Consider the following 17,325-nt stretch of genomic DNA (forward strand, 5'->3'; position numbering starts at 1 on the left):
CCTTTCCGCTCTGAGTGGCCACTTACGGGTGTACCGACGAGGGCGAGCCGTGGTCAGCGGCGCTACGCCCTCTGTGTCAACACCCGATCGGAGCACTACGTGTCACCAGACGACCCGAGATCCGCCGAGCAGCCGATGCCTCGGGGTCGCACGCCCCGCCGCCGTAGCCGGATGCTCCGGCATCTTGTCGTGGGGGCGGTGGCGGTGCTCGCCGCCTCGGCCGGTGTCGGCGCCCTGGCGCCCAGCGCGGGCGCCGCGCCGACCGTCGGCATCCGTGTGGATGCCGGTACCTCCTTGGGCACCGTGCCCAGCAGCGGTTTCGGCCTCAACACGGGCTACGGCGACGAGCACATGGGGAGCGCCAAGGCGACATCGCTGATGAAGGCCGCGGGAGTTCGGCAGCTGCGCTATCCCGGCGGCTCCGGCGCGGACGACTACCACTGGAAGACCCACACCTACGGCGACGGCAAGGGCTGGATCCCCTCCAACACCGACTTCGACCACTTCATGGCCATCGCGAAGAAGGTCGGCGCCCAGCCGATCCTGACCGCGAACTACGGTTCCGGCACCCCCAAGGAGGCCGCCGACTGGGTCAAGTACGCCAACGTCGACAAGGGTTACGGCGTGAAGTACTGGGAGATCGGCAACGAGGTCTACGGCAACGGGCACTACGGCGACGGCAAGGGGTGGGAAACCGACAACCACGCCGACAAGAGCCCGAAGGAGTACGGGAAGAACCTCGTCGCCTACTCGAAGGCGATGAAGGCCGTGGACCCGAAGGTGAAGATCGGAGCGGTGCTCACCACCCCCGGCTTCTGGCCGGATGCGGAGAAGGCTCCCGGTGACACCGCCGACTGGAACAACACGGTGCTCTCCATCGCGGGACGCTCGATCGACTTCGTCATCGTCCACTGGTATCCGGGCGGCACCACCACGGCCGACCTGCTGAACACCCCCTCCCAGATCGCCGGTGTCAGGTCCTCGCTGCGCTCGCTGATCGCCAAGTACGCGGGCTCGAACGCCGCTTCGGTGGAGATCGCGGTCACCGAGACCGACGCCGTAGGCTCACCCGCCTTGACCAGCCAGGCCGCGGCCCTGTTCGCGCCGGACACCTACATGACCTGGTTCGAGCAGGGTGCCACCCACGTGGACTGGTGGAACCTGCACAACGGCTCGGGCGAGGCACCCACCACCGTCCACGGCGAGACCGACTACCAGGACGGGGGCATTCTCTCCGCCGGAACCTGCGCCGGGGGGAAGTGCGAACCGGCGCGCGACACGCCCTTCCCCACCTACTGGGGCATCCGCTCGCTGACCGCACTGGCGAAGCCTGGCGACACCATGGTCAAGTCGTCCTCGCGCAACTCGTCGGTCGCCGTGCACGCGGTGCGGAGCAGCAAGGGCGGTCTGAACGTCATGCTGATCAACAAGAGCCCGAAGGACGCGGCGCAGGTGTCGCTCTCGTACGCCGGATTCACCCCGGCCGCAGGGGCGGTCACGACCGTTTCGTATGCCAAGGGAGACACCTCCCTGACGACGGCGAAGCGGGGCACGGCGGGCGCACAGAAGCTGCCGCCGTACTCGATCACGACTCTTCAGCTGAAGCCCGCGTCGGGGACCGCCGGCGCTGACAAGCCGTCGCCCGCCCCCACGCCGACCGCCGCCGCGCCGCTCGTCTCCGCCGCCGGCACGACCGGCAGCCGTGCGCAGGCGGAGAACGGCGCACCCGTCGGCCGGCCGTCCCCGAGCAGCAGCAACACGTCCGGCCCCCTGGCTTCCACCGGGGCGAGCACCGCTGTCACGTACAGCGCCATCGGTGGCCTGCTGGTCATCGTCGCCGGCGGTGTGCTGGTACTTCGCGGACGCCGCCGCAGGGCTTTGCATGGGAAGTGAGACCGCGTGAGTGACTGACGGCCTGGCAGCAACGCCACCCACCCGTGGCGTGCGCGCCGGGCCGTCGGCCTCCGCGCCGGCGTCGGTGTCGGCGGTCAGGAAACAAACAAGGCCCGGGTCGTTGGCCTGGCCGCCTCGGCACCGGTCCCGACCGGTGGGGCTGCCCACGGGCCGCGTTCCGGGCCACCGTGGAACTGCCGCGCGAGGACTTCGCGATGAACTACAACCAGGTCGTCCAGGTCGTCTAGGCCGTCCAGGTCGTCATGGCCGCCATCGGCACCACGTTCCGCGTCGGGATCGACCTCCAGGCCGTCCAGGGCGAACAGCTTCCGCCACTCGCCTGACGGCGGAGACGGCTCGGCCCCCTGCCTCACTCGGGAAGCAGAGGGCCGAGCCGTCTGTGGCCTGTGCCTCCTGGTGGCTGAGCAGGATGTCGACACCGTCCTGGCTGCCGTACAGCGTAATATCGGGTGGAGTCCGGCGGCTGCGGCGGGCCGGTCGACGTCAAGCCGCGCGGCATCGCCTCCCGCGGTACCGGCGGCCGCGCCGCCACTCGGAAGTTGCCGCCAGGGCGCGGCCCAGCCCAGAACCCGCCGTCCAGGCGAAGGCAGCGTGACGTGAACCGGCCCGGCCACGCCGCGTCGCGACCGGGCCGCTACCCCGATATCCGGGCACGCAAGGCCTGGATGAACCAGTCGAGTACCGGTGCCAGGTTTCCGGGGGCGACCAGCCGTTGATCACTGCGAGCAGCTGAAGGTACCGCTCCCGGTCAGGGTTGTTCGCGGACCTTGCCGCCGGTCTCGCCGACCGGCGGCAAGGGCCACAGCGTCGACCTGAGCGAGCCCACCCGGCGGTTCGCCGAGCCGACAGTCGCGGGGTCTGCGTTCCCGCACGTCACAGCAACCTGACGGAGTCCTACTAGGGTGCGTTTCAGAAGTGGATCTTGACACATCAAGATCCACTTCTGAAACGCACCCTAGCGCTCTCCATGTGTCAACAAAAATGCTCGGTCACAGCCGACCCTCGCACGCGGCGGAGACAAGATTGCATAAACGTGCAACGAAACGTATAGTCATGCCATCCAAGAGGAGGGTTCCATGGCGGTACGCGTGGCGGTGGCGGGAGCGAGTGGTTATGCGGGCGGCGAAGTGCTGCGCCTGCTGCTCGCCCACCCCGAGGTCGAGATCGGTGCACTGACCGGCAACTCCAACGCCGGCCAGCGCCTGGGCGCGCTCCAGCCGCACCTGCTGCCGCTGGCCGACCGGGTGCTCCAGGAGACCACCGCCGAGGTGCTGACGGGCCACGACGTGGTCTTCCTCGCGCTTCCGCACGGGCAGTCCGCGGCCGTGGCCGAGCGGCTCGGCCCGGAGGTCCTCGTGGTCGACATGGGCGCCGACTTCCGGCTGAAGGACGCGTCCGACTGGGAGAGGTTCTACGGCTCGCCCCACGCCGGCACCTGGCCCTACGGCCTCCCCGAACTACCGGGTGCCCGCGCCGCGCTGGAGGGGTCCAAGCGCATCGCGGTACCCGGTTGCTACCCCACGGCCGTCACCCTGGCCCTGTTCCCGGCCTACGCGGCGGGTCTCGCCGAGAACGAGGCCGTGATCGTCGCCGCCTCCGGCACATCCGGCGCGGGCAAGGCGCCCAAGGCGCATCTGCTGGGCAGCGAGGTCATGGGGTCGATGACCCCCTACGGCGTCGGCGGCGGCCACCGGCACACACCCGAGGTGATGCAGAACCTCGGCGGTGTCGCGGGCGAGCCGGTCACCGTGTCCTTCACACCGACCCTCGCACCGATGCCGCGCGGCATCCTCGCCACGTGCAGCGCGAAGGCGAGGCCCGGCGTCACCGCCGAGTCCGTGCGCGCCGCGTACGAGAAGGCCTTCGCCGACGAGCCGTTCGTCCACCTGCTCCCCGAGGGGCAGTGGCCCGCCACGGCGTCCGTCTACGGTTCCAACGCCGTAGCGGTGCAGGTCGCGTACGACGAGGCCGCGGGCAGGATCATCGCGATCAGCGCCATCGACAACCTCACCAAGGGCACCGCCGGTGGCGCCCTGCAGAGCATGAACATCGCCCTCGGACTCCACGAGACGACGGGGCTTTCCACGATCGGCGTCGCACCGTGAGCGACGCACGTGCAGCCATCGGGCCGCAGACGACGGCGATGGCCGCACCGCTGCGCTGCACGGGCGACAGTGACATCAGCCGCTTCCGCGGCGGGGCGAACGAGGAGACGCAGTGAGCGTGACGGCAGCCAAGGGGTTCACGGCGGCGGGCATCGCCGCCGGGATCAAGGAGAACGGCAACCCGGACCTGGCCCTCGTGGTCAACAACGGGCCCCGCCTCGCCGCCGCGGGTGTCTTCACCTCCAACCGTGTGAAGGCCGCGCCGGTGCTCTGGTCCGAGCAGGTGCTGAAGGGCGGCGAGGTCTCCGCGGTCGTCCTCAACTCCGGTGGCGCCAACGCCTGTACGGGTCCGAAGGGCTTCCAGGACACGCACGCGACCGCCGAGAAGGTGGCCGACTCCCTCAACTCGGCGGGGCTCGACGACCTGGGCGGTCACGCGCCCGGGATGGTCGCGGTCTGCTCCACCGGCCTCATCGGCGTCCTCCTGCCCATGGACAAGCTGAAGCGGGGCGTCGACAAGGCCGTCGCCCAGCTCAGCCCGCACGGCGGCGAGAAGGCCGCCATCGCCATCAAGACCACCGACACGGTGCACAAGACGTCCGTCGTCACCAAGGACGGCTGGACCGTCGGCGGCATGGCCAAGGGCGCGGGCATGCTCGCCCCCGGCCTCGCCACCATGCTCGTCGTGCTCACCACCGACGCGGACCTGGAGAGCGACGTCCTCGACAGGGCCCTGCGCGCAGCCACGCGGACGACCTTCGACCGGGTCGACTCCGACGGCTGCATGTCCACCAACGACACCGTCCTCCTGCTCGCCTCCGGCGCCGCCGAAGTCACCCCGGAGTACGCGGAGTTCGCCGAAGTCGTACGCCAGGTCTGCGACGACCTCGGTCAGCAGCTCATCCGGGACGCCGAGGGCGCCAGCAAGGACATCAAGGTCGAGGTCGTGAACGCGGCGACCGAGGACGACGCCGTCGAGGTGGGCCGCTCCATCGCCCGCAACAACCTCCTCAAGTGCGCCATCCACGGCGAGGACCCCAACTGGGGCCGTGTCCTGTCCGCCATCGGCACCACGTCCGCCGCCTTCGAGCCGGACCACCTCAACGTCGCCATCAACGGCGTCTGGGTCTGCAAGAACGGCGGTGTCGGCGAGGACCGCGACAACGTCGACATGCGCTACCGCGAGGTGCACATCGTCGCCGACCTCGCCGCCGGGTCCGAGACGGCCACGATCTGGACCAACGACCTCACCGCCGACTACGTCCACGAGAACAGCGCGTACTCCTCATGAGCAACACACCCGCGCGGAAGCACACCGCCCTTCCCAAGGCCCAGATCCTCATCGAGGCGCTGCCCTGGCTGGTCCGGCACAACGGCAAGACCGTCGTCATCAAGTTCGGCGGCAACGCCATGATCGACGAGGACCTGAAAGCCGCGTTCGCCCAGGACGTCGTCTTCCTGCACCACGCCGGCATCAAGCCGGTCGTCGTGCACGGCGGCGGCCCGCAGATCAGCGCCGCCCTCGACCGGCACGGCATCGTCAGCGAGTTCAAGGCCGGCCTGCGCGTCACCACCGAGGACGCCATGGACGTCGTACGCATGGTGCTCGCCGGACAGGTGCAGCGCGAGCTGGTCGGACTGCTCAATCAGCACGGGCCGCTCGCCGTCGGACTGACCGGCGAGGACGCGCACACCATCACCGCCACGAAGCACCAGCCCGAGATCGACGGCGAACTGGTCGACATCGGACGGGTGGGCGAGATCACCTCGATCGACACGGGCGCGATCGAGGCACTCCTCGCCGACGGCCGCATCCCGGTCGTCTCCTCGATCGCCCGTAGCCAGGACGAAGGTGACATGGGGCATGTCTACAACGTCAATGCTGATACGGCGGCTGCGGCACTCGCTGCTGCGCTGGGCGCCGAGACCCTCATGGTCCTCACCGACGTCGAGGGCCTCTACGAGGACTGGCCCAACAGCGACGAGGTGATCAGCCGCCTCACCGCTTCCCAACTGGAGAAGCTGCTGCCGGAGTTGTCCTCCGGCATGGTGCCGAAGATGCAGGGCTGCCTGCACGCCGTCCGGGGCGGCGTCCGGACCGCGCGCGTCATCGACGGCCGGGTCCAGCACTCGATCCTGCTGGAGATCTTCACCGACGAGGGCATCGGCACGATGGTCGTGCCGGATGCGGAAGAAGAGGGGGACGCCGAATGACCGCCAACGAGGAGCTGGCCCAGCGGTGGCGGGGCTCGCTGATGAACAACTACGGCACCCCGAAGCTCTCCCTGGTCCGCGGCGCGGGCAGCCGGGTGTGGGACGCCGACGGCAAGGAGTACGTCGACTACGTCGGCGGTATCGCGGTCAACGCGCTCGGCCACGCCCACCCGGCGATCGTCGAGGCGGTCGGCACCCAGATCGCCTCCCTCGGCCATGTCTCCAACCTGTTCGTCGCCGAGCCGCCCGTCGCCCTCGCCGAACGGCTCCTGGAGCACTTCGGCCGCGACGGCAAGGTCTTCTTCTGCAACTCGGGCGCCGAGGCCAACGAGGGCGCGTTCAAGATCGGCCGGCTGACCGGGCGGACCCACATGGTCGCCACCGAGGGCGGCTTCCACGGCCGGACCATGGGCGCCCTCGCCCTCACCGGCCAGCCCGGCAAGCAGACCGGCTTCCACCCGCTGCCCGGTGACGTCACCCACGTCCCCTACGGCGACGCGCAGGCCCTCGCCGCGGCCGTGACCGAGGAGACCGCGCTCGTCATCATCGAACCCGTCCAGGGTGAGAAGGGCGTCGTCGTCCCGCCGCCCGGCTATCTGAAGGCCGCGCGGGCCATCACGGCCGCCACCGGCTCGCTGCTGGTCCTCGACGAGGTGCAGACCGGCGTCGGCCGGACCGGACACTGGTTCGAGTACCAGGCCCACGAGGGCGTCCTGCCGGACGTCGTCACCCTCGCCAAGGGCCTCGGCGGCGGACTGCCGCTGGGTGCGACCGTCGCCTTCGGGCGGGCCGCCGAGCTGCTCCAGCCCGGCCAGCACGGGACCACCTTCGGCGGCAACCCGGTCGCCTGCGCCGCCGGCCTCGCCGTCCTGGAGACCATCCGGGCGGAAGGGCTGCTGGAGAACGTCAAGCGGCAGAGCGAGAAGCTGCGCGACGGGATCGAGTCCCTCGGCGACCCGATGATCGACCATGTCCGTGGCGCGGGCCTCCTGCTGGGTATCGTGCTCACCGAGCCCCTCGCGCCCCTGGCGCAACAGGCCGCTCAGGACGCCGGTTTCCTGGTGAACGCGCCCGCCCCCGATGTCGTACGGCTGATGCCCGCGCTCAACATCGGTGACGCCGAGGTGGACGCCCTCCTCCAGGCCCTGCCCGGCATCCTCGACGCGGCGCGGGCGGCACACGAAGCCAGTGGGGACGGACGAGCCGGAGAATGAGACGACGATGAGCCAGGCGCAGGAGCACGACCAGGCGGGGCCCGCGGTGCCGCAGACCCGTACCGCCCGCCACCGGCGGATCGTCGACATCCTCAACCGGCAACCGGTGCGGTCGCAGAGCCAGTTGGCGAAGCTGCTGTCCGACGACGGGCTGAGCGTCACGCAGGCGACGCTCAGCCGGGATCTGGACGAGCTGAACGCGGTGAAGATCCGCAACACCGACGGCGACCTCATCTACGCGGTGCCGAGCGAGGGCGGGTTCCGTACGCCTCGGGCTCCGCTGGGGGAGTCGGCGAAGGAGGAGCGGATGCGGCGGCTCTCCGCGGAGCTGCTGATCTCAGCCGAGGCCTCCGCGAACCTGGTCGTGCTCCGCACGCCGCCGGGCGCGGCCCAGTTCCTGGCCTCGGCCATCGACCAGGCCGAACTGCACGACATCCTGGGCACGATCGCGGGCGACGACACGTTGCTGCTGATCAGCCGGGATCCGGTGGGCGGGCAGGCCCTGGCCGACCATTTGCTGCGGCTGGCCCAGAACGGGAACGGTCACTGAAGGGGGCGTTGCGCGGGGACGGGCGACGGGTGTGTTTCGCGGGGACGCCGACCGCGGGCCCGTCGTGGCGGTCGCGCAGTTCCCCGCGCCCCTGAAAGGACGGGCTGCGCCCGCCTTTCGACCCGCCCGCCCCACCTCTGCTCAGCCCAGGCGCGCTGCCAACCCTCTCGTGCAGCGGACCTCGTCCCCCGCCGTGATCAGCAGAGCTTCCGCGTCCTCCAGCGACTCCAGCCACGCCAGGCCCTCCCTGGAGCCCATCGCGAACGCCGCCGTGGCCCAGCAGTCCGCCCAGGTGAGGCTGGGGGCCACGACCGTCACCGAGACCAGGTCGGTCACGGCGGACTTGCCCGTGCGGGGGTCGACGATATGAGCGCCCCGCTCCGCCGTACCGGACGTGGCGACGGCCAGGCGATCCGCACCGGCGGCCGTGACGACCGCGGCCAGCCCCCCGGGCCGGAGGGGATCGGCGACGCCCACGCGCCACGGCCGGTCCGGTCCGGGGACACCGCACAGCTGCACGTCGCCGCCCCCGTTCACGCTCACCCCGACCGCCCCGGCCGTGACCAGCCGCAGCGCGGCCCGCTCGGTGGCCCACCCCTTCACGAGGCCGGTCGGATCGAAACGGCCCTCGTACGTCGCGCTGAACCAGCCGTCGCTCACCCGCTCGGCCTCGGCGCACAGGTGGAGCACCTCGGCGACCTCGGCGTCGCACTCCTCGATCGTCACCTCGCCCCGGGCGAGCCGGGAGATCTGGCTGTGCTCGCGATAGGTGCTGAACACCTCGTCGACGGCGTGGAGTCCGGCCACCGCTTCCGCGAGCGCGGCCCGGACCGCCGTGGGCTCGCCTCCTCGGACGTCGAAGGAGAAGACGGTGCCCATGACCTCCTCGGCGTGGCGCAGCGGGGAGGGCGCGGGGGCCCCGGCGGGTTCGGCCATCGGATCAGCCGGCCTGGTCCAGTGCGGACTGGAGGGACTGCTTGTAGCCACCGCTGGTGTACGTGGCGCCTGAGACAGCATCGATGTCAGCGCTCCCTGCCGAGACGGCGTTCTGGTTGAGCTCGGGGATGGCGGTGCCGCTGATCTGGGTCGAACGGCCGCCGCTGGGCTGCTGCAGCGCCTCGGCATTCGTGATCTTGCCGTCGGTGACCGTGACACGGACCTGGACCGGGCCGTAGTCCGTCTGGATCGTGGAACCGGTGAGCACCTGGGTGCCCGTCGCCTGCCCGGCCCCGGAGCCCCCGCCGTCCTCGGCGCCGCCACCCGCGTCCTGCGAGCCGCCTGCCTCGACCTCGGACCCGGAGCCCTGCGCGTTGCCGACCTGGTCCAGTGCGGACTGGAGGGACTCCTTGTAGCCGGCGCTGGTGTAGGTCGCGCCCGAGACCGCGTCGATCTCGGCGCTGCCGACCGCCACGGCCGCCTGGTTGAGCTTCGGCACAGAGTCGCCGGTGATCTGGGTGGAGCGGCCGCCGCTCGGCGCCTGGATCGCCTCGGCGCCTGTGATCTTGCCGCCGCTGACCGTGATCCGGACCTGTACCGGCCCGTAGTCGGTCTGCACGGTGGTCCCCGTGAGCACCTGGGCGCCCGAGTCCTGCGCGTTGCCGGCCTGGTCCAGTGCGGACTGGAGGGACTCCTTGTAGCCGGCGCTGGTGTAGGTCGCGCCCGAGACCGCGTCGATCTCGGCGCTGCCCGCGGCCACGGCCGCCTGGTTGAGCTTCGGGATCGCGTCGGAGCTGATCTGCGTGGAGCGGCCGCCGCTGGGCTGCTGCACCGTCTCGGCATCGGTGATCTTGCCGCCGTTGACGGTGATCCGGACCTGTACCGGCCCGTAGTCGGTCTGGACGGCGGTGCCCGTGAGGGTCTGCGCGCCGGCCGCCACCCCGCCCTGTGCCGAAGGAGCGCCCCCTGCCGCTCCCGCCTGGACCGAACCGGCCGGGTCGGAGGCCGGCTTCAGCGACAGCAGCAGCACGATGCCGGACACGGTGGCGGCGGTGGCGAGCAGGGTCCGCCGGATGGGGTGGCTCTTCTTCATCGCTCCTTCAGCTCCTGAAGTGTGAAGTCTCGCGGGGGAGACCCGTCGGGCGAACCCGCGGGAAACCATGGCCAGAAGTCGGGGTGGGGCAGGTGGTGGCGACCGGCGGCTGGAACGGTCGGTCGGATGGGGATACGCGGCGAGCGGCCCCGCCGCTCACATCTCGAACGACTCGTGGTGGATACGCCGGGTCGGAACACCCGCGCCGCGCAGGGCCTCGTAGACGCCCTGGGCGAAACCGGGCGGCCCGCACAGGAACACGTCGTGGCTCTCGATGTCCGGGATCTTGCGGCGCAGCGAGTCAGGGGAGATGTCAGGGCGCTCGCCGTCGGGGCTGTTCACCGCGTACATCAGCCGGGCGCCGCGCTCCTCGGCGATCAGCGCCAGCTCGTCCCACAGGGCCAGGTCCTGGGTGGTGTTGGCCCGGTAGAGCAGGGTCAGGTCACCGGCCGCGCCGGGCAGTGTCTCGAAAAGGGCCCGCATCGGCGTGATGCCCACACCGCCGGCCACCAGCAGCACCTTGCCCCGGCTGCGCTTGCCGGCCGTCAGCGCCCCGTACGGGCCCTCGGCCCACACCCGGGTGCCGGGCTCCAGGTCGCGCAGGGCCGAGCTGTGGTCGCCGATCGCCTTGACCGTGATCCGCAGCATGTTGGGACGGGGCGCCGCCGACAGCGAGTACGGGTGGGAGCTGAACCGCATGCCGGGGGCGAGGAACCGCCAGCGGAAGAACTGCCCGGCCTCCGCGCCCATCCGGTGCAGCTTGCGCCCGCTCATCAGCACGGAGACGATGCCGGGCGACTCCTCGATGACCGCCTCGACCCGCAGCCGGTGCCGCATGTTGAGCCGGATCGGCGTGATGATCCGGTACCACAGCACCAGCGCGGTCACCGACCCGTACAGCGCGTACCAACCGGTCTTCGCGGCGGGTGTGACGGCGAACTCGTTGCCGGTGGAGATCTGGTGCCAGAACGTCAGGAACGTGGCCGCGTAGGTCAGCAGGTGCGTGTGGTACCAGAAGTCGTACGGGATCCGCTTGCGCACCGGGCCGATCGACATCAGCCCGATGAGCACCAGCAGACCGGTGCCGATGGCGGCCTTGCCCATGTCGGGCAGCTGGTTGATGGAATCGATGGTCTGCTGCAGGATCGCGGTGTGGGTGAGACCGGCCTGCAGCGCGTATCCGTACATCGTCAGGACGACGTGCGCGACGACCAGGCAGAGCGTGTAGCGGCCGGTCATCGCGTGCCAGCGGGCGACCCGGTCGGAGCCCACCCGGCGTTCCAGCGCGGGCACCCGGGCCATCTGGAGCACCACCAGGGCCATCATGTAGCCGCCGAGCAGACCGGTGATCCGCCCGGCGTTGACCATCTTGCTGCCCTGGTCCGCGATGGAGGGCGTGTTGTCCCACCACAGCCACACCACCGCGGCCACGCCCGCATAGAAAACGATCAGCAGCGGGACGGCGGGGGAGCGGCGAGGTCGGATGCGGCGCATCGTCTGGCGGCGCGCGGCGCGACCTCCGGCGATCGTGGACACGGTTCCTCCGTGGTGGGCTGGACCCTTGGCCCACACGTACGTGCAGCGAGTGCCGTGTGTTCAACCGTGTGAACAACTGTCTTGCGGAACGATCGCCCCGGGAGGCGCGCCCGTCTCCCCTGCCGTCAGACGACGGACGGCGGCAGCGGCAGCCCCGGCAGGCCGTCCATGCTGGTCGCGATGTGTTCCTTGGAGCCGAAGTAGGCGCTGAGCGACTCGTCGTCCTCGCGGGCGAAGCGCCGCCCGTGCAGGTCGCGTTCGTCCTCGTACGCCATGAACGGCACGGCGTAGCCGCAGCTGTCGCGTATGTGCTCGGCGCGGACCACGATGATCGCGCGCAGGCCGTGCGGGGTCGGGTCGATGTCGGGGAAGCGGGCGAGGAGTCCGGCGAAGCGCGGGTCGTCGCGGAAGACGGCCTCGCCCGTGCCGTGTACGCGCACGATGCTGGGCGGGCCCTGGAAGGCGCACCACATCAAGGTGATCCGGCCGTTCTCGCGCAGGTGCGCGATCGTCTCCGCGTGGGAGCCGGCGAAGTCCAGGTAGGCGACGGTCCGTTCGTCGAGGATGACGAACGAGCCCTTCAGGCCCTTGGGGGAGAGATTGATCGTGCCGTCGGCGGACAGGGGCGCCGTGGCGGTGAAGAACAGCGGCTGTGCCTCGATGAACGTCCGCAGGCGGCCGTCGATGCGCTCATAAGTCTTTCCCATGTCTAACGATTATCGACGGAAAAGCTTTGCCTGTCTAACGAATTGGGGCCGGGAGCACGGATTCCGGGTGGGCCTCCCAAGGAGATCCACCCGGAATCAGGGTCTTCCGTGTCCGCCCCGGCCGGCGCGCGGGGCGGACACGGCCCTTGTCGCCCACGAGGGGCGCAGGAGGTCACTCGCCGAGTGAGGGGGCCCGTCGCGGACGGCTCATCGCGACCGGCCCCTCGGCTCGGACCCCCTCGTGCGACCGGCGGAGCTCCGGCCCGCCGACGTGGCGGACCGCCCGCTCGTCCGGACTACTGGTTGAGCTGGCAGGGTGCGAGGGCTTCGAGGCCCTCGGGCTTGGCGGCGGCGCGGCCGATGGCGGTCTCGATGCGGTTGAGTGTGGCGATGCGCTTGTCCTCGAGCGGGCCGAGGATGGCGTTGTTGACGAAGTTGGCGCCGCCCTGGCCGACGGTGTCGATGAGGCGCTGGTTGGCTTCCTGGATCTGGGTGTCGAGGAGGGCGAGGTTGCGGTCGACCTCGGCCTGCGCGGAGGCCGGGATCGCCGGGAGTTCGCCCGCGACGGCCGGGCAGGTGATGGTGCCGGCGGCACCCGCGTTGCCCGCGTCCTCGCCTGCGCCCGCCTCGGCACCCGCACCGGCCTCCTCGCCGGCTCCGGCGTCGGCCTCCTCACCGGCGCCTGCGGCACCGCCCTGGTTGAGCTGGCAGGGTGCGAGGGCTTCGAGGCCCTCGGGCTTGGCGGCGGCGCGGCCGATGGCGGTCTCGATGCGGTTGAGTGTGGCGATGCGCTTGTCCTCGAGCGGGCCGAGGATGGCGTTGTTGACGAAGTTGGCGCCGCCCTGGCCGACGGTGTCGATGAGGCGCTGGTTGGCTTCCTGGATCTGGGTGTCGAGGAGGGCGAGGTTGCGGTCGACCTCGGCCTGCGCGGAGGCCGGGATCGCCGGGAGTTCGCCCGCGACGGCCGGGCAGGTGATGGTGCCGGGGCCACCCGCGTTGCCCGCGTCGGCGGCACCCTCGCCCGCACCGGCACCCTCGCCCGCACCGGCCTCCTCACCGGCGCCTGCGGCACCGCCCTGGTTGAGCTGGCAGGGTGCGAGGGCTTCGAGGCCCTCGGGCTTGGCGGCGGCGCGGCCGATGGCGGTCTCGATGCGGTTGAGTGTGGCGATGCGCTTGTCCTCGAGCGGGCCGAGGATGGCGTTGTTGACGAAGTTGGCGCCGCCCTGGCCGACGGTGTCGATGAGGCGCTGGTTGGCTTCCTGGATCTGGGTGTCGAGGAGGGCGAGGTTGCGGTCGACCTCGGCCTGCGCGGAGGCCGGGATCGCCGGGAGTTCGCCCGCGACGGCCGGGCAGGTGATGGTGCCGGGCGAGGCGTTCCCCGCGGCGTCCTCGTTGTTGGCACCCTCGCCGGCGAGGGCGGAACCCGCGATGACCGCTCCGGAGAGCACGACCGCGGTGGCGCCGCCGATGATCCCTACGCGACGCTTGTTGTACTTCGGAAGAGCCCTGGACATGCGGATGCCTCACTCGGGTCGGGTGTGGTCGGTGTATACGAACGCGGCGCCTGCGTCCGGTGTGAGTTACGTGAAAGCGGTTTCGTTTGTTCAAACGTTTCTCGGCGTCTCTCAAACTTCTCTCAGATTGACGATCCATGCAGAGTTCTGCATACTCATGCATGGCAGTGAAGGCAGTAAGCGGAGATCTAGGAGCAACGCGAGTGAGCAGCAACAGCGGTGACGTACGGCTCTGGGGCGCCCGTTTCGCCGACGGACCCGCCGAGGCCCTGGCGAAGCTGTCCGCCTCCGTCCACTTCGACTGGCGGCTGGCCCCGTACGACATCGCGGGCTCCCGCGCCCACGCGCGCGTGCTGCACAAGGCGGGCCTGCTCACCGAGGACGAGCTGTCCCGGATGATCGCCGGCCTGGACCAGCTCGAAGCGGACGTGGCGTCGGGCGACTTCGTCGGCACCGTCGCCGACGAGGACGTGCACACCGCCCTGGAGCGCGGTCTCCTGGAGCGCCTCGGCCCGGACCTGGGCGGCAAGCTGCGCGCCGGACGCTCCCGGAACGACCAGGTCGCGACCCTCTTCCGGATGTACCTGCGGGACCACGCCCGCACGATCGGCGGTCTGATCGCCGACCTCCAGGACGCCCTGATCGGCCTGGCGGAGGCCCACCCGGACGTGGCCATGCCCGGCCGTACCCACCTCCAGCACGCCCAGCCGGTCCTCTTCGCCCACCACGTCCTCGCGCACGTCCAGTCGCTCTCCCGGGACGCCGAGCGGCTGCGGCAGTGGGACGAGCGCACGGCCGTCTCCCCGTACGGCTCGGGCGCCCTCGCTGGAAGCAGCCTCGGCCTGGACCCCGAGGCGGTCGCCAAGGACCTGGGCTTCGAGCACGGCAGCTCCGCGAACTCCATCGACGGCACCGCGTCCCGCGACTTCGTCGCCGAGTTCGCCTTCATCACCGCGATGATCGGCGTGAACCTCTCCCGGATCGCCGAGGAGGTCATCATCTGGAACACGAAGGAGTTCTCCTTCGTGACCCTCCACGACGCGTTCTCGACGGGCTCGTCGATCATGCCGCAGAAGAAGAACCCGGACATCGCGGAGCTGGCCCGGGGCAAGTCCGGCCGGCTGATCGGCAACCTGACGGGCCTCATGGCCACGCTCAAGGCGCTGCCCCTCGCCTACAACCGCGACCTCCAGGAGGACAAGGAGCCGGTCTTCGACTCGATCGACCAGCTGGAGGTCCTGCTCCCCGCCTTCACCGGCATGATGGCCACCCTCACCGTCCACCGTGAGCGCATGGAGGAGCTGGCCCCGGCCGGCTTCTCCCTGGCCACCGACGTCGCTGAGTGGCTCGTCAAGCAGGGCGTCCCCTTCCGGGTCGCCCACGAGGTCGCCGGTGAGTGCGTCAAGGCCGCCGAGGCCGAGAACAAGGAACTGAACGACCTGACGGACGACCAGTTCGCCAAGATCTCCGCCCACCTCACCCCCGAGGTCCGTACCGTCCTGAACGTCCCGGGCGCCCTGGCCTCCCGCAACGGCCGCGGAGGCACGGCCCCGAGCGCGGTGGCGATCCAACTGGCGGACATCAAGCAGAACGTGACGGCCCAGCACGCGTGGGCCACAGCCAACCGGCAAGTAACCACCCCCACCCACCCGCGCGGGCGCGATGGGGTCGAAGGGGCGCAGCCCCTGGGTTAGCTTGTTCTTTATCTACCAAGATCTTCCGGGCTTGCCGATGGCCTTGAGGGTCTCGGGGCGTTTGACGGTCTTGCCGACGTCGTAGCGGGGTGCCCGGTGTCTGTTCTTGGCGCCGGGTGGGCGTCCGGGGCCGGCGCCTTGGGGTTTGGGAACGCGGGCCGGGCAGGCGAGGTGAGCGCGGATGTTCCTGAACCCCGGCGGACCCGGGCCGGGCTGAGCCGGTCCGGGGTGGTGGGTTTCTCCCAGGGCGGAGGTCCGTAGCGAGCGGTCGGGCGAGCCGGAGCTGGGTGTGAGCGACGATCAGGATCCAGGTCCAGCGGTCCGCCGCCTCGGGAGTACGGAGCTTCGGGGTGGTCCAGCCGAGGGTCTGTTTTGCGAAGCGGAAGGTGTGCTCCAGATCGAATCGACGGAGAAATGCCTGCCAGAAACGGTCCACATCGTCCGGGGTGGCGCCGGTCTTCGAGGACCATAACCACACCGGCGGCGCGTCTCGTTCCTTTGACAGGTGCTCGACCTTCAGTCGAATCAACGTGCCCTCAACCAGGGGTAGTTCACCGTCGTGGTCGAGCCAGGACGAGCGGTGGGTGAGCCTTGGGTGGACTCGGTCCCATGCCTGAGTCTCGGCCTTGCCGTAGTTGCTGGTGTCGGTGACGGTGGTGATCGCGGGCTCGGGCCAGGTCTCCGGCCTGGTGAAGCGGAACTCCGGGCCGTGCTTGGGCGGCCGGCCATTCGTCCCCGGCCGGCGGGACGGCTTCGGCAACCGCATGACGCGGTCGGACCGGACCCTGCCGACCAGCTCGACGGGCAGGTCACGCAGGACCCACGCCAGGCGGGTGACGTCATAGCCGGCGTCGCTGACGATCACGATATGCGGGTCCCCGGTCTGCCACTGGCCAGCGGTGACGAGCCGCTCCACGACGCCCCGCAGCTGGGCGGCGGTGATGGCGGTCGCGTCGTCCGCCGGGCCGAGCCGGACCGCGTCCAGGATCGCGGTCCAGGACGTGGCGCCCGGCTCCAGCACGGCCACGAAGGAATAGGGCCAGCCCGGAATGAACTGTGACGCCGTCTTCGCGCGGCCGTATACGTGGCAGAACAGCCGCTCGGCCGAGCACGGCGCGTCCGAGCGAAGCCACGGCGACACGTCGACCGCCAGGACCAGGCGCCCGCCGTCGAAACGCGGCAGCGACAGCCCGGCCAGCACGGTCCGCAGCCGGCCGACATCGATCCGTCCGTGGTTCAGTCCGCCGTACATCGCGCCGTGCCCACGACGATGCTCGGGCAGCAGCGTCAGATCCACCGGGGACTTCACCGCCCCCTCCGCACACAGCACCGCGTCGGTGAGTTCGAACAACTCGTCGCGCCGAGCCGTCAGACACTCGTAGAACTCGCCCCGGAAGCGTGACGCTTCCGCGAACGCTTCACTCCGGACAGCATCACGCAGCAGACTCACCCTCACGGCCTTCGTCGTGGTCACGTGCACCTTGGTCGGAGCACAGGATCAGACGAAGGCCGCCCCCACGTCCGGCGAATCCCCAGGTGAGCGACCCAGTTCGAGACACCGTTCGAGACCGAAAGAAAAAGAACAAGGTTAGGGGATGTTTCGAAAGTCCCGCACAGCACCCACGGCGCCCGGCACGCACTCTCGCCGCACCGGCCGAAACCCCAAGTACGTCCAGTACGAGGGCTTTCGTCCGGCACGCCGAGAGCACGCACCGGACACCGCGGGCACCGCGGGCACCGCACAGGACTTTCGAAACACCCCCTAGGGCACCTCCCGCTCGAGCGAAGCCGAGAGTGGGGGAGGGACGGTAGGGGCGGCGGGGGCGAAAACTCCCGGAAGCCCCGCAC

General features: G+C 70.5%; 11 protein-coding genes and 3 pseudogenes. 8 read left to right on the forward strand and 6 right to left on the reverse strand.

Annotated elements, in window-relative coordinates; translation table 11 throughout:
* Positions 1 to 171: 171 nt before the first annotated feature.
* From E4N62_RS27795 to E4N62_RS27825, 7 genes and pseudogenes are all read left to right on the forward strand, one after another.
* Complete coding sequence (locus tag E4N62_RS27795) at positions 172 to 1,893, forward strand: LPXTG cell wall anchor domain-containing protein (protein WP_230219083.1); 1,722 nt, start codon at positions 172 to 174, stop codon at positions 1,891 to 1,893.
* A 134-nt stretch (positions 1,894 to 2,027) separates the two neighbouring features.
* Positions 2,028 to 2,237, forward strand: a pseudogene (locus E4N62_RS27800) (hypothetical protein); the annotation flags it as partial.
* A gap of 753 nt (positions 2,238 to 2,990) precedes the next feature.
* Complete coding sequence (argC, locus tag E4N62_RS27805) at positions 2,991 to 4,019, forward strand: N-acetyl-gamma-glutamyl-phosphate reductase (RefSeq protein WP_230219087.1); 1,029 nt, start codon at positions 2,991 to 2,993, stop codon at positions 4,017 to 4,019.
* Positions 4,020 to 4,131: 112 nt separating this feature from the next.
* Positions 4,132 to 5,310, forward strand: coding sequence for a bifunctional glutamate N-acetyltransferase/amino-acid acetyltransferase ArgJ (gene argJ / locus E4N62_RS27810; protein ID WP_230219088.1), 1,179 nt, complete (start codon positions 4,132 to 4,134; stop codon positions 5,308 to 5,310).
* On the forward strand, positions 5,307 to 6,233 hold the full coding sequence (gene argB / locus E4N62_RS27815) for an acetylglutamate kinase (protein ID WP_230219089.1): 927 nt from the start codon (positions 5,307 to 5,309) through the stop codon (positions 6,231 to 6,233). Before argJ ends, argB begins: the two co-directional genes overlap by 4 nt.
* The gene (locus tag E4N62_RS27820; protein ID WP_230219090.1) at positions 6,230 to 7,447 is read left to right on the forward strand and encodes an acetylornithine transaminase; all 1,218 of its coding nucleotides are present in this window, start codon (positions 6,230 to 6,232) and stop codon (positions 7,445 to 7,447) included. The genes argB and E4N62_RS27820 overlap by 4 nt, the downstream gene beginning before the upstream one ends.
* 7 nt (positions 7,448 to 7,454) lie before the next feature.
* On the forward strand, positions 7,455 to 7,997 hold the full coding sequence (locus E4N62_RS27825) for an arginine repressor (RefSeq protein WP_184896243.1): 543 nt from the start codon (positions 7,455 to 7,457) through the stop codon (positions 7,995 to 7,997).
* Positions 7,998 to 8,138: 141 nt separating this feature from the next.
* Here E4N62_RS27825 and E4N62_RS27830 read toward each other — a convergent pair whose 3' ends face one another.
* From E4N62_RS27830 to E4N62_RS27850, 5 genes and pseudogenes are all read right to left on the reverse strand, one after another.
* Positions 8,139 to 8,933: an FAD:protein FMN transferase gene (locus E4N62_RS27830; RefSeq protein WP_230219091.1), complete on the reverse strand. Its 795-nt coding sequence runs from the start codon at positions 8,931 to 8,933 to the stop codon at positions 8,139 to 8,141.
* 4 nt (positions 8,934 to 8,937) lie between these two features.
* Positions 8,938 to 10,026 (reverse strand): FMN-binding protein, encoded by a 1,089-nt coding sequence (locus E4N62_RS27835; RefSeq protein ID WP_230219092.1) that lies wholly within the window; start codon positions 10,024 to 10,026, stop codon positions 8,938 to 8,940.
* Between the two features lie 156 nt (positions 10,027 to 10,182).
* Positions 10,183 to 11,520 (reverse strand): ferric reductase-like transmembrane domain-containing protein, encoded by a 1,338-nt coding sequence (locus E4N62_RS27840; RefSeq protein ID WP_184898706.1) that lies wholly within the window; start codon positions 11,518 to 11,520, stop codon positions 10,183 to 10,185.
* A gap of 167 nt (positions 11,521 to 11,687) precedes the next feature.
* Positions 11,688 to 12,269 (reverse strand): pyridoxamine 5'-phosphate oxidase family protein, encoded by a 582-nt coding sequence (locus E4N62_RS27845; RefSeq protein ID WP_230219093.1) that lies wholly within the window; start codon positions 12,267 to 12,269, stop codon positions 11,688 to 11,690.
* A 695-nt stretch (positions 12,270 to 12,964) separates the two neighbouring features.
* A pseudogene (locus tag E4N62_RS27850) lies at positions 12,965 to 13,783 on the reverse strand (hypothetical protein); the annotation flags it as partial.
* A 203-nt stretch (positions 13,784 to 13,986) separates the two neighbouring features.
* On the opposite strand from E4N62_RS27850, the gene argH reads away from it, so the two are divergent.
* Complete coding sequence (gene argH / locus E4N62_RS27855; protein ID WP_230219094.1) at positions 13,987 to 15,477, forward strand: argininosuccinate lyase; 1,491 nt, start codon at positions 13,987 to 13,989, stop codon at positions 15,475 to 15,477.
* Between the two features lie 12 nt (positions 15,478 to 15,489).
* On the opposite strand, the pseudogene E4N62_RS27860 reads toward argH, so the two are convergent.
* Positions 15,490 to 16,927: pseudogene (locus tag E4N62_RS27860) on the reverse strand (NF041680 family putative transposase).
* Positions 16,928 to 17,325 lie beyond the last annotated feature (398 nt).

The sequence above is a fragment of the Streptomyces sp. MNU76 genome, from assembly GCF_020982545.1.
Classification (GTDB): Bacteria; Actinomycetota; Actinomycetes; order Streptomycetales; family Streptomycetaceae; genus Streptomyces.